The sequence below is a fragment of the Proteocatella sphenisci DSM 23131 genome, assembly GCF_000423525.1.
Taxonomy (GTDB): domain Bacteria; phylum Bacillota; class Clostridia; order Peptostreptococcales; family Filifactoraceae; genus Proteocatella; species Proteocatella sphenisci.
The window spans coordinates 30,354-43,763 of sequence record NZ_AUID01000023.1 but is presented as its reverse complement, the minus strand read 5'-3'; the positions used below and the strand labels follow the sequence as shown (position 1 = coordinate 43,763).

The 13,410-nt window shown below is 34.7% G+C and carries 16 protein-coding genes; 13 read left to right on the top strand and 3 right to left on the bottom strand.

All coding sequences use genetic code 11. The features are described 5' to 3' along the window. On the top strand, positions 1–233 hold a 233-nt coding region (locus G558_RS0109330), incomplete at its 5' end, for a transposase (RefSeq protein ID WP_028829930.1). 204 nt (positions 234–437) lie between these two features. On the opposite strand, the gene G558_RS0109325 is transcribed toward G558_RS0109330, so the two are convergent. Continuing rightward, positions 438–1,916: a leucyl aminopeptidase gene (locus G558_RS0109325; protein WP_028829929.1), complete on the bottom strand. Its 1,479-nt coding sequence runs from the start codon at positions 1,914–1,916 to the stop codon at positions 438–440. 178 nt (positions 1,917–2,094) lie between these two features. Between G558_RS0109325 and G558_RS0109320 the strand changes: the two genes are divergently transcribed. From G558_RS0109320 to G558_RS12940, 10 genes are all read left to right on the top strand, one after another. Then, entirely contained in the window at positions 2,095–2,280 is a 186-nt protein-coding gene (locus G558_RS0109320) for a hypothetical protein (protein ID WP_036931864.1), read from the top strand. 151 nt (positions 2,281–2,431) lie between these two features. Then, the gene (rpsF, locus tag G558_RS0109315) at positions 2,432–2,719 is read left to right on the top strand and encodes a 30S ribosomal protein S6 (RefSeq protein WP_028829927.1); all 288 of its coding nucleotides are present in this window, start codon (positions 2,432–2,434) and stop codon (positions 2,717–2,719) included. Positions 2,720–2,729: 10 nt separating this feature from the next. Then, entirely contained in the window at positions 2,730–3,206 is a 477-nt protein-coding gene (locus G558_RS0109310) for a single-stranded DNA-binding protein (protein ID WP_028829926.1), read from the top strand. 15 nt (positions 3,207–3,221) lie between these two features. Next, complete coding sequence (gene rpsR, locus G558_RS0109305; protein ID WP_028829925.1) at positions 3,222–3,458, top strand: 30S ribosomal protein S18; 237 nt, start codon at positions 3,222–3,224, stop codon at positions 3,456–3,458. 190 nt (positions 3,459–3,648) lie between these two features. After that, positions 3,649–6,480: a UPF0182 family membrane protein gene (locus G558_RS0109300; RefSeq protein ID WP_084502877.1), complete on the top strand. Its 2,832-nt coding sequence runs from the start codon at positions 3,649–3,651 to the stop codon at positions 6,478–6,480. 171 nt (positions 6,481–6,651) lie between these two features. Further along, on the top strand, positions 6,652–7,518 hold the full coding sequence (locus tag G558_RS0109295; protein WP_028829923.1) for a DegV family protein: 867 nt from the start codon (positions 6,652–6,654) through the stop codon (positions 7,516–7,518). After that, positions 7,511–8,359 carry a DegV family protein gene (locus tag G558_RS0109290; RefSeq protein ID WP_051188623.1) on the top strand — a complete coding sequence of 283 codons (849 nt, stop codon included), beginning with the start codon at positions 7,511–7,513 and terminating at the stop codon, positions 8,357–8,359. The genes G558_RS0109295 and G558_RS0109290 overlap by 8 nt, the downstream gene beginning before the upstream one ends. 29 nt (positions 8,360–8,388) lie before the next feature. Further along, positions 8,389–8,820 carry a DUF6762 family protein gene (locus G558_RS0109285; protein WP_028829921.1) on the top strand — a complete coding sequence of 144 codons (432 nt, stop codon included), beginning with the start codon at positions 8,389–8,391 and terminating at the stop codon, positions 8,818–8,820. A gap of 58 nt (positions 8,821–8,878) precedes the next feature. Next, positions 8,879–9,361, top strand: a complete 483-nt coding sequence (locus G558_RS0109280) for a QueT transporter family protein (protein ID WP_028829920.1) — start codon at positions 8,879–8,881, stop codon at positions 9,359–9,361. 83 nt (positions 9,362–9,444) lie between these two features. Further along, positions 9,445–9,909, top strand: coding sequence for a PTS sugar transporter subunit IIA (locus G558_RS12940; RefSeq protein WP_051188622.1), 465 nt, complete (start codon positions 9,445–9,447; stop codon positions 9,907–9,909). A 38-nt stretch (positions 9,910–9,947) separates the two neighbouring features. Here the strand turns inward: G558_RS12940 and trxA are convergent, their stop codons facing one another. Together trxA and G558_RS13480 are read right to left on the bottom strand one after the other, a co-directional pair. Beyond that, entirely contained in the window at positions 9,948–10,265 is a 318-nt protein-coding gene (gene trxA / locus G558_RS0109270) for a thioredoxin (protein WP_028829919.1), read from the bottom strand. Between the two features lie 137 nt (positions 10,266–10,402). Continuing rightward, positions 10,403–11,008: a TetR/AcrR family transcriptional regulator gene (locus tag G558_RS13480; protein ID WP_028829918.1), complete on the bottom strand. Its 606-nt coding sequence runs from the start codon at positions 11,006–11,008 to the stop codon at positions 10,403–10,405. 211 nt (positions 11,009–11,219) lie between these two features. Here G558_RS13480 and G558_RS0109255 point away from each other — a divergent pair, with 211 nt between their 5' ends. Together G558_RS0109255 and G558_RS0109250 are read left to right on the top strand one after the other, a co-directional pair. Further along, positions 11,220–12,248, top strand: a complete 1,029-nt coding sequence (locus G558_RS0109255) for a hypothetical protein (protein WP_028829917.1) — start codon at positions 11,220–11,222, stop codon at positions 12,246–12,248. A gap of 21 nt (positions 12,249–12,269) precedes the next feature. Next, the gene (locus G558_RS0109250) at positions 12,270–13,397 is read left to right on the top strand and encodes a class I SAM-dependent methyltransferase (protein WP_028829916.1); all 1,128 of its coding nucleotides are present in this window, start codon (positions 12,270–12,272) and stop codon (positions 13,395–13,397) included. Positions 13,398–13,410 lie beyond the last annotated feature (13 nt).

Below are 13,410 nucleotides of genomic sequence, written 5' to 3'. Positions count from 1 at the left end.
CTAATAATAATATCCAAAGTGAAAAAGGTATATTTTATCGTCAGATACGTTCTATCCAGACCGAAGGTCATTTTGGAGATATCAAAGAAAATGATAATTTCAGAAGATTTAACCATCGTACATCTGAAAAAGTATACAAAGAATTTCTTTTATACGCTGTAGGAAGAAATTTAAATAAATACTATCGCTTCGCGAAGGAAAAAATCAAAACCTACGAAGCAAAAACAGCCTAATCCTATCAGATTTTTATGAGTCATGAGAAAATATCAAATGGCTTTTTTGTCATACAATAAATATTAAATCAAACAAAAAAATCCCAAATTATTCGGTTCTCTACATTTTTGTAGATGTTGAATAATCTGGGATTTTTAATTATTAAAGTTTAGGGGTCAAAAACGTCATTCTCCGACAGCCCCTTTAAATTAAATTGAAATTTATTATCTAATCTGAGATGCTATATCAAAAAGAAGCTCTACGCCATATCCAGTTCCGCCTTTTCTGCAGTAAGGAATATCTTTTTCTGCAGCTGAAGTTCCTGCTATGTCTATATGAACCCATGGAGTATCATTTATGAATTCTCCTATGAATGCACCTGCAGTACTTGAACCGGCATATTTTCCACCAGAATTTTTAAGATCAGCTATATCAGATTTGTTTTTATCTTTTATGCTGTCGTCCAGAGGGAGCCTCCAGATTTTTTCGTTTGACATTTTTGAAGCTTTTTCAATTAATTTATAAAATTCATCATTGTTAGTTACGACACCTGCATAATCAAGACCCAGTGCTGACAGGACAGCTCCAGTAAGAGTAGCTATATCTACGATTTTAGTAGCCTTTTCATTTTCTTGTGCAAAAGTTACTGCATCAGCAAGGGTGAGTCTTCCCTCGGCGTCTGTATTAACCACTTCTATGAATTTTCCAGCCATAGATCCAATTAAATCACCTGGAAGATAAGCTTCTCCAGAAATCATATTTTCACATGCAGCAATAATGGCAACTACATTAACCTTGAGTTTAGCCTCGGCTATGGATTTTATAGCTCCTATAACTGCAGCAGAACCAGCCATATCTGTTTTCATGGTCATCATGCTGTCTGTAGGTTTGATTGAGTACCCACCGCTGTCGTAGGTAAGTCCCTTGCCTACGAGGGCAAGTTTCTCGTCTGAATTTTTGTTACCTTTATAATTTACAACTATAAGTTTTGGTTTTGAAGAAGATCCTTTTGCTACAGACAGGAATGCAGACATTCCAAATTTGCTTATGGCATCTTCGTCGTAAATGTTGATGTCAAGATTGAGTCCATCAAGAAGATCCTTTGTTTTTTGAGCAAGATCAGCAGGCTTCATGAAATTAGCAGGTTCATTTACCAGATCTCTTGCAATTATTGTATTTTCAGCAAGTATGGAAGCTCTTTTTTCACAGCGAGGAGCCTCGTAATATTGTGAGTATATATCAAGCGAATCAATTCTGTGTGTCTTGTCTTCTTTAGTCTGATATCTTTCAAAAGCATATTCAGCAAGAATCATGGCTTTGCATGACTTTAGAAAAGAGTCTACCTTGTTTACGCAAGGGGCAATATTTTCCATGAAAACAAGAGGTTTTTTAGCCTTGAGGGTCTGCAGAGCTGTGACAGCTTTTCCAAAACCATTCATGAGTACATCAATACTTAGGTCTTTTTCTTCTCCAAAACCTGCAAGTATGATATTGACGTGCTTGCTGGTTCCTTTAAAAAATGATGTAAAACTGTATATCTCTCCTTTTTTTGCCTTGAAAAGTTCTGAATCCAGGTAAGGTTTTACAAGATCACAGAAATCTTCTTCAAAAAACTCTGGCATAAGAGCAGGAGAAGTGAACGGGATAACATAGGAATCATAATCCTGCATTATTTCAAGACTGTGCAAAATATTTAATTTCATAATAGCCTCCTTATATGGTTCAACGTGGATTTCAATTCATTCTTTAAACCTATTTTAACCCAAAACAATGCGGGTGTACATAGGTTTTTACCTTGACAAAAAAATATATGAAATATAAACTGTAATTAAAGAAGGGATTTAAATTTAAAGGTGGAATATATACAAGCAAGGAGAAAAAATGGAAAAGATAAGAAAAATAGACATAGAGACTATAATTAAACAACTGGAAATAGAAAAATCTCAAGAGAGCCTCAAGCAAAAACCACTGAGTGAATTCAGAAACAATCAGAAAAGTTTTCAGTATGATTATGAAGAGGACTTGTATGAGCCACATAGAGAACCTTATGTAAACGAGGATTATTAATAAAAATCAGAAAAAATATTTGCATGCAATAAATATTTATGTTATAATACTGCGGTATGAGATTTGCGCATATAATGCGAAGGAATGAAAGTTTCGGTTCTCATCTTTCTGCTCATTAAGAGCCGTATAGTCCAAAGGGAGGTGAAATGTAATGAAAAATTATGAATTGATTTATGTACTAAAAACAAACATTGAGGATGATGCAAAAACTGTTGTACTTGACAAAGTAAAAGCGATAATTGAAACATCTGGAGAGGTTGATAAGGTTGACGTATGGGGAGCAAGAAGACTTGCATACGAAATACAGAAGCTAAACGAAGGATTCTATGTTCTTGTAAACTTTAAAGCAAGCACAGAGATACCTAAGGAGCTTGATAGAAACCTTAAGATCAGCGACAGTGTTATACGTCACATGATAATCAACTTGGATGAGAAGTAAGAGGTAAACTATGAATGTTGCAATACTGATTGGAAGACTTACCAAGGATCCTGAGCTAAGATATATTCCTTCAACAGGAAAAGCTGTAGCTACATTTGCAATTGCAGTAGACAGACCATTTACATCGAAGGATGGCCAGAAACAGACGGATTTTTTTAACATAGTAGTATGGGGAAAAATTGCAGAGAATTGTGCCAATTATATTTCTAAGGGAAGATTAGTTGGGATAAAAGGTCAGATCCAGAACAGAAGTTACGATAATCAAAACGGCGAAAAAAGATACGTAACTGAAATAATTGCCGATACAGTTCAATTCTTGGAAAAAGCTCAGGCAGCTTCACCAAGAACTGATTTAAGTCAAGGGTTTTCAAATGCTGGTTCAGATGTATTTGAACCATCCGGTTTCCAGACACCAGAAGGATTTTCTCCAAAAGGACTGGATGACGAAGGATACAGGGCACTTGAAGACGATGACGTACCATTTTAAAAAGGAGGTTTGGTCATGGCAGCAGCACAAAGAGGCATGAAAAGAAGAAGAAAGAAAGCAGATCCATTTGCAGGCGACAAGATAAACATGATAGATTACAAAGACGTTTCACTTCTTAAAAAGTATATCTCTGAAAGAGGAAAGATACTTCCAAGAAGAGTTTCGGGAACATCTGCAAAAGCACAGAGAAAACTTACAGTAGCTATAAAAAGAGCTAGAAATCTGGCACTTTTACCATACTCAGTAGAATAGTAAAATCAGGCACAATGATATCATTGTGCCTTTTGATTATTCAAATAAAAAATAGTTAATTAATAAGAGTTGTAATTTTCATGAGTAATATATTAACTAAAGGGTATAAAATTTATGTTAAGATATAAATGATCATGGCAATATATAATGACTTGATTAAAGGAACCGCAAAACGAAAGAAGGGTAGCTTATGAAGATTAAATCTTTTTCCTTTGGAAAATTTGATGTAAAACAGACAGGCATGTTGATACTTATTGCAGCAATAGGAGTGATTTTTGCGTTTTTTGGAACCATAATAAGCTTTCTTGTGGATCTTTCCTGGTTCAGAGAAGTCGGATATACAGATACATTTTTAAAAATGGTATTCTCCAAGCTTATAGTGGGAGCACCTATCTTTGTGTTTTTCTATATATTTCTGACTATATACCTGAAACTGATAAAGAAAAAATATTATGATACTATGGACATTATACCTGATCCAGAAGTGGATAAACGTTCTGGTAAAATGAAAAATATTGCAGTTGCAATAGTATCTATATTATTTGCATTTTCAATATCAAACATTTTCTGGATGGACATATTAAAGTTTATAAACAGCACGGTTTTTGGTATTACAGATCCTCTGTATAACAGAGACATATCTTTTTATGTATTCAAGCTTCCGCTTGTGAACAACTTGTTTGCTCTGGCGCTGAATGCACTTATATCTTTAGTCATAATAACAGCAGTGTATTTTGCCGTGCTGATAGGACAAGATCCTCCGGCGAGAGACGAACATAGCATGCACGATGACAATATAAGAGATATGTATCCTGAAATGAGAAACAAAGAATCGATGAACAAACTCCTTGAGATGGGTTTGTCTATTATCATTAAAATAGGGGTTGTATTCTTCCTTGTGCTTGCTCTAAGAAATGTACTTTCGACTTATGAACTGCTTTACTCTGCAAGAGGAGCAATATATGGAGCAGGATACACGGATGTAAAAGTAACACTTTGGGTCTACAGAATAAAAGCGGTTGTGTCGGTTGCAATAGCTGGAGTGCTCCTTTTTGGAAGTAAAAAAGGTGATAGCAAAAAACTTGTACTGGGAGGAATTTCGGCACTTGTAATAGTTACACTTCTTGGTGCTGGAGCAGAGATAGCAACGCAAAGTCTTATAGTTGCGCCAGATGAACTTTCTAAAGAAAGACCCTATATTCAAAATACAATAAAATATACAAACCTGGCTTATGGTATAGATGATGTCGAGATAAGAGATTTTGAAGTAGATCAAAACCTTACGGTTGATGATATCATAAATAATAAAGAAACCATAACAAATATAAGTCTTAATGACTACAGACCTACAAAAGAAGCATTTAACCAGCTTCAGGGTTTAAGAGGATATTACAGTTTCCATGATGTAGACATAGACAGATACGTAATTGATGGAAAGATTACCCAGGTATTTCTTTCGATAAGAGAGATAGATAAAGAAAAACTGGAAGCTAATGCAAGAACCTGGATAAACACTAAGCTCAAATATACCCATGGTTACGGGGCAACTGTAGCACCGGTTAATCAGCTTAATCCTTCAGGGCAACCAAACATGATACTCAAAAATGTACCGGTCAGCACAAATGCTGAAGCGCTTAAGCTTTCAAAACCTCAGGTATATTTTGGAGAGCTTACAAATGACTATGTAATAGTAAATACAAATGAAATGGAGTTTGATTATCCAAAGGGTGATTCAAACGAAATGACAAAGTATGACGGACAAGGTGGAATAGAATTAGGCCTGTTCAACAGAGCCTTGTTTGCGGCAAGAGAAAGAGACCTTAAGATTCTTATATCCGGAGGTATAAACTCTGATTCAAAAATTCTTATAAACAGAAATATAAAATCAAGAGTACAAAAAGTAGCTCCTTTCATAAAATTTGATGAAGATCCATATGCTGTAATAGCAGATGGCAGAGTGCATTATATAATTGATGGATACACAACTACCAATGCCTACCCATATTCCGAACCTTTCAGTGAGGAGAGTAATGTCAATTATGTAAGAAACTCTGTTAAAGCTGTAGTTGATGCTTATGATGGAACAATGGATTTTTATATATCTGATGAAAGTGATCCAATAATAAAGACATACTCAAAGATATTCCCGGGATTATTTAAAGCCATGGATCAAATGCCTCAGTTTGTAAGAGAACACATAAGATATCCTCAGTTTCTGTTTGATATTCAGGCACAGATGTATGCGACATATCACATGAGCAATCCTGATGTATTCTACAACAGAGAAGATAAGTGGGATATACCAGTCGAAGCTTACGAAGGTGAGACAGTGCCTATGGAATCACTTTATTTCACATTCAAACTTCCTAAAGAAGAAAAAGCAGAATTTGTATTGAGTATACCTTATACTCCAAAACAGAAACAGAACATGACTGCTTTTCTTGTTGGAAGAAATGATGGAGAGGCCTATGGAGACCTGGTGCTCTACAGTTTCCCTAAAGATAAGAGTATAATTGGTCCTCAGCAGATGGAAGCCAGATTCAGTAACAACGACATGATCTCAAAAGATCTTTCACTATGGGATACCAGTGGATCTCAGGTTTTAAGAGGACATATCCTGACAATTCCTATAAAAAGCTCAATATTATATGTTGAACCGCTTTATATAAGAGCAGCTTCAGAAAATGCTATACCTGAAGTGAAAAGGATAATAGTTGGATACAATGATAAGGTTGTCATGGAAGAAACTTTGGACAAGGCACTTGAAAAGATTTTTGGCAAGCCTGAAGATTCTGGTGAAGTGCTTGCAGGAAGTGTGGTGGACGACGAAGGAAATCCTGTGGACATTATAGATGAAAATGGACCTGATGCTTTACCTTCAGGGACTCAGAGTGAATTAAGTACCATAGCCTATGCAAACAAGCTATACGAAGAAGCACAAGAAGCGCTTAAAAAAGGTTCTTTAAGTGAATATGAATCAAAAATAAATGAGCTGGGAGAGGTTCTAAAACAGCTTAGTTAAAAAAATATATATTTTTAACAAAGGAAGCAAGTTTACAAGCCTTGCTTCCTTTGTTTTGAAATACTTTTTTTGAAAAGTATTTTTTAATTAGCTTATATATAGTATAATGTCTTAGTGAAAGTAAAAAATATAGAAGTCTGAATGTAAATGAAATCAGATTTTGGGGGTAAAATGAATAAAATTGCGGTGATATCGGATACGACTTGTGACATACCAGATGATATAGTGGAAAAGTATGGAATCAAGCTCTTACCCATGCAAGTAGTATACAGCCACAGAGCTTTTAAAGATAGAGTGGATATAGACGTGGAATATGTATATGACAATCTGGAAGATGAAATTCCAAGATCATCACTTCCGCTGATTTCTGATATTACGTATGCTTTGGAACAATTGAAAAACGAAGGCATCACACATATAATAGTGATCACTCTTTCGTCGAATCTAAGCGGTACTTATAATGCGGTTAGAAAAGCGATTGATGAATATAAAGATATATTCTGCGTGGAAATCATTGACTCTAAATTGATATCCATGGCTATGGGATTTGCTGTCATAGAGGCAGCCAAAGTAGTAAAGGAAACATGCGATTTTGAGAAGGCTGTAAAAAGAGCAAATTATGTTTTAGAGAGAAGTCGCGGTTATTTTACAGTTGACAATATTAAATATCTTGCAAAAGGCGGCAGAATAAGCAGTTTTGAAGCGAAAATAGGTAAACTTCTAGATATCAGACCAATAATTGGAGTTGATGCAGAGGGCAAATATTATGCTGCAGGAAAAATAAGAGGAAGAAAAAAATCACTTCAGGAAATGATGGACCTGGCAATGGCAGACGTTAAGGGCAAGCGAAAAATCAAATTTGCATCTATGCATGGTAAATCACTTAAAGATGCACAAAGGCAGTATGATATTTTTGCTGCGCTTGAAAACGTGTCACAAGAAGACAGGTATATTATAAATGTAGGGCCTATGATGGCAGGACATTCGGGACCTGGAACGGTGGGCATATGTGTTAGTTGGGAGGACGATGATGCATAAAATTGGTATATTGACAGATACGACCAGCGACTTAAACTTAGAAGTTCAAAATAATGAAAATATAAAGATAATACCCTTGCAGGTGATATTTAATGATGGAAGAACCTTCAGAGATAAATATGATATAAGCTACAAAGATTGTATGTCATCTCTTGATAGTTATGATACAAAGACATCATTACCTGTAATATCAGAAGCAATAAGGGCTTTTGATGAATTTTTGGAAGAGGGATATACTCATATAATTGTAATGACCATATCTCAAAATCTTAGTGGAACATATAATATGGTAAAGACTGTATCCGAGGAATACAAAGATAAACTTGTAATTTCAAATATAGATACAAAATCCGTGGCATATGGCATAGGTCATGTAGTTGCGCAAACGGCTAAAATGGCAAAAAAAGGCATTGATTTTGAAACTTTGAATCAATATGCTACAGACAGCTTTAAAAATCAGCAGATCAATTTTGCAGTAGAAACTCTTAAATACCTTCAAAAAGGTGGAAGGATAAGTAGAATCTCAGGTACTATTGGCGAAGCTCTGGACATAAAGCCCATTATAAATATGACAGAAGAAGGGCGACTTGTTCCTGTAGATAAGGTAAGAGGAAGAAAAAAATCCATTCTTAAAATTGAAGAAATAACTAGAAATATTGCACAAAAACATGACATCGACAAAATTTATATAGCCCATGGAGACAGAATGGAAGATGCACAAAGGCTCAAAGACAGGATTAGGGACATAACAGAAAAAGAAGTGGATATTGTAGATCTGGGAACCCTCGTATCAGTACATGCTGGACCTGGAGTGCTGGGAACTATTTGTATATGGAGCTGATAGGCCATTGTTAAAGGAGTGAAATTTTTATGAATGAATTTGCAATAATACTGATGAAAAAAGATAGTGACAACATGATTACAGAAGAAGTGGCAACTATAGATATTGGAAGTGATGCAGAATATATAAACAGTATATTTATCACAGAAGATAAGAAAAAAGAGATTCTAAACATTCAACTTGCTACAAGAGCTGGAGTAGAAGACTGGGAATATACAGCTATATATGACTACTATGAAGAAGATAAGGTATCTGAAGCTATAGCAGAAATTGTAAAAAATCAAGTAACAGTTTCCATATGTGACGAAGAGTTCAACCCTGCATGGGAGTATAGCTTTCCCTTGGAAGACGACGATATTGATTTACTCGAAAAGGTTCTTAAAGACCTAATTCAGATCCATAAAGACGAATTACAAGATGTTTTTCTTGCCATAAAGGATAAAGAAGAGGAATATCTGTAATATATATATTAGTGTTTACTTGGCCCCACTAATAAAAAAACAAGAAAGGTAGAAAAAAATGAACACAGGAAAAACCAGATTTATAGTATATACCGCTATAATAGCAGGCATATACGCATCACTTACGATTTCTATGGCTCCAGTAAGCTATGGAGCTATCCAGATGAGGATTCCAGAAATACTTACGCTTTTGGCGTTCGTCAACCCGCAATTTGCACCAGGACTTGTACTTGGATGTTTTATTGCAAACTTGTTCAGCCCTTTTGGGATCATAGACGTAATAGTAGGCACTTTTGCTACAGCTCTTGCGGTCTACTCCATGAGGTATGCAAAAAACATGTGGATTGCATCACTCATGCCAACTATAGCAAATGGTGTAATAGTTGGTCTTGAAATTGCACTTATTGCTCAGCTCCCTATAATCCAGACTATGCTTTATGTTGCTCTTGGAGAATTTATAGTTGTAACTGTAGTAGGAGTTCCAGTATTTAAAACTCTATCAAAAAAGATAATGCAGCATACAGATGCTCATTTTTCTTAAAAATAGGATAATTTTAAAAAAAAGGGCGCATGATCATCAAATTGATGAAGTGCGCCTTTACATATTTGCTGCAAGGAGGTAATATGAGTGAAATAAAAATAGATTTAGAATTGATTTTTTTAAATGTAGAATATATAGACAAGGTGGAGGCTATAAGAGGAATATCACGCGAAATGCATATGAGAGGATATGTAAGAAAAAGTCATGCCGATGCAGTACTCGAAAGAGAGCAAATCTTCCCGACTGGTATACCAGAACAGGGGCTTGGCTTTGCTATACCTCATGCAGATTCGGAACATATAATTGAATCGGCTATTGCTATTGCAGTCCTTGATAAACCTGTAAAATTCAATGTGATGGGAAGTCAGGACGAGACTTCTGATGTGAACTTTATATTTATGCTTGCGATAAAAAAACCGGAAGACCATATAAAAATTCTTGGAAAAATAATAGGAGTGCTGATGTCATCTGAAAAAGCTGATAATCTTAAAATGTGCAAAGATAAAACCCAGATAGGAGATTTTCTCAAAAATGAGATTATAAATTAAAAAGGTCGAAAGCTTAATTAAGCTTTCGATCTTTTTAATTAAAGATTTTCTATCATTGAAAGTATTTCTTCCTTAGTTTTTGGATATATTTTTTCTGAGATTTTTTCTCCATTATTGAATACTAGTATTGTAGGTATGGTCATAACCCTGAATTTCCGAGCGATTTCTTTACTGCCATCAATATTGAGTTTGCATACTTTTACCTTGCCTTCAAGTTCTTGAGCAAGCTCTTCTATAATTGGGAGCACTTCCTGGCATGGCCCACACCACGGTGCCCAAAAATCAAGAAGTACAGGAAGCTCTGACTCGTAAACCTCTTTTTCAAAATTATCTTTATTCAATTCTAATGCTGGCATTTCTTGCTCCTTCCAAACTATTACAAAAATATCAATTTAAATTACAATAAACCAAGAAGTGGGGTAATGACAAGGCCTATCACCACCATAAATATCAATATAACTAAAACTACATTGGGGCTCTTGCGTTTTTTCATCTAAAGCGCCTCCTTAAACTTTATACCATCGATCATTAGACATATAGAGTCGAAATATTTTTGATTGTCTCGGCTGGTGTCTACATAAGTGTGAAGGATTATTGACTGTGCAAGCCCAAATATTGCAATGGACATTGATTCTGCATCACATTTTTGTATTTCATTATTGTATATACCGCTTTCCACAATCTGAAAAAACATATCCTGAACGCTCAGGTAGAAAAATTTGAATTTGTTTTCAAAAACTGAATTATTTTCCTTCAAGAACATAAGTACCTTAGCAAGTTGGAAAAATCTTTGTGAATCAGCTTTGGAGTCAAATATAAAAATTGAAAGCATTTTTTTGATTTTTTCTGTTGAAGAAATACCTTCTTCAAGCATTATGGAATCAAGATTAGAAACCAGTTCGGAGAAAAATGATATAGATACTTCGAAAAAGATTTCTTCTTTGTTTTTAAAATATTGATATATAGTGCTCCTGCCCATCTTGCAGAGTTTTGCTATATCAAGAAGTGTAGTGTTGTTATATCCTTTATCTAGAAAAACCTGTGTAGCAGATTTGTATATCTCTTGTTTTTTTTCCTGAACATCAACTATCTTTGGCATTTGGACCTCCTAATTAATAATGCTTTTTATCAAACAGTGCATATAATCATAATATAATTATTTCGCGATAATGTCAAATGCACAATTAGATATATTTATATAAAAGAAAATCTTCAAGCTTGTTTGCTCTCTTAATTATCCCACAAATATTTGCTATAATATGATATAATTAAATCTGGAATAAACATGTACTAAGAAAGGAAAAATTTAAATGTCTAAAAAGATTATAAGAGATACAAGTAAAAATAACAATACAAATAAGGCGAAAACTGATAGAAATGTCGAAAAAAATAAAAATACTTCAAATAAGCCCCTTGTTAATCAGATTAAATATACAAAACTAACAAAATTTGTCAAGAAAAATAAAAGGCTGATTGCTTTTGCCATGGGAGCATTAATAATGGCCATATCAGTATATTATGCATACTATATGAAAATTCCTTCTTTGGATGAAACTCACAAGAAAGCTATAAATGGAGGGGTAGAGTCATATGACGGAGACATACATCCCTTTGAAATACTCTCATCAAACCGAGAAAGAATGACAGATTTTAGAGGAGCCCCTGAATCTAAGGGAGATGCAAAGACTCAAGACACTAAATTTGTAGTATATAAACTCAAATGGTTTGGAAAGACAAGAGAAACTGTGATGTTCTATGATAATAATGAACATTTCAATAGAATAAAACTCAATGTTGGGAATGAGAGCGCCAAAGATCTCAGTGAAAAACTCATCCTTAATTTTGGAGAGCCATTTGAAAGCCAGTCTCCACAAACAAAGGGAGGCTATGCTATATGGATAAAAGATGCGGTGCAGTATAAACTGGTGCATCATGGATCCTATGCCACTATAGAAATGAAACTTGCAAGATATGAAAATACCAACAAACTTCCTGTAGGAGATGCGCCTGTGGTTATACAAAGGCTCTTCAAACAAGATGTTAATAAAGATGGAAACTTGGAGAGTATAATTCTTGTGGGTAACAGAAAAAACAGTCTGTCCGCAGACTTTAAGAAACTATATTTAATAGTATGGGATGGAAAGACTCATATTGGGGAAATGGCTGAAGGTATAGATGGTGGACTTTATCCGCAGATAGAGTTTTATGATACGGACAAGGACGAAAAAAATGAAATAGTGGTGTCAGGAGATAATAACGGTGTAGTTAAAAACTATAATGTATTCAGATATGACGGGGATGGTTTGGAACTTATATACAGCGGATACGATGAACCATAGTAAAAAAATTAAGGAGATTTTATGGAAAAAAAGACTATAGCAAAGCTTAAACTGTTTTTTTCTGGAATAGAGAGCAGATATGACGAGCAAAAAGATTTTTTCAAAGAAATGAATGTGGCTTTTAAATCAGGAACTAAAACCTTTACGGGAAGTTTTAAGGACAATGAGTTATATTTGAATAAAGAAATAAAAAATATGGAGTTTTCAGAAGCTCTTAATGCTTTTATAGATGAAGCTGCAAAATTTGAAGCCCTTGAAGCGGTCTATATTGAGCGTGGAACCCACGTGATAATAAGCGCAGACAGTAAAAATGTAAATATAAGATATGAAGAACCAAAGCCTGAAATGGAAGTCAAAGTAGAAAGCAAGAGAGATTATTTTATAAAAGCTTCAAAAGCGCCAGCGCTTCTTAAAGAAATAGGAATAATGACAAAAGATGGAAAAGTAAAAAATGATATGATAAGGAAGTACAATCAGATAGATCATTTTATAGAAGTGGTTGAGCCAATTTTAAAAAATATGGATCCAAATGAGCCTATCACTATAATGGACTGTGCATGTGGAAAAAGTTATCTTACATTTGTTTTGAACTATTATATAAGAGAAGTCATGAAGCGGAATTGTTACTTTATAGGCATAGACTATACAGAAGGTGTAATAAAGAGTTCCAGAGAAAGAGCGCAAAGGCTTGGATACAAGAATATGGAATTTATACAAGAAGATTTGAGAACCTATGCGCCTTCAAGAAAAATTGATATGGTAGTGAGTCTTCATGCATGTGATATAGCTACAGACTATGCAATATCTGCAGCTATAAGAGCCAAGGCTGGAAGCATGATAATAGTCCCATGTTGCCACAAGGAACTGATAGACCAGATCGATTCTAAAGAGCTTGAACCAATTTATAAACACAATATTTTCAGAACAAGGCTGAATGATCTTCTTACGGATTCGCTAAGAAGCATATTTATAGAGTCATATGGATACGAGGTTTCGGCTCTTGAGTATGTTTCGCCTCTTGATACACCAAAGAATCTTATGATAAGAGCGGTAAAGACTTCTGATGAAAACTTAGTTGCAAAAAAAGAATATGAAGATATGAAAAAAATATTTAATGTACAACCAACGATGGAATACTATGTGCATTAATTACAGGGGGAAT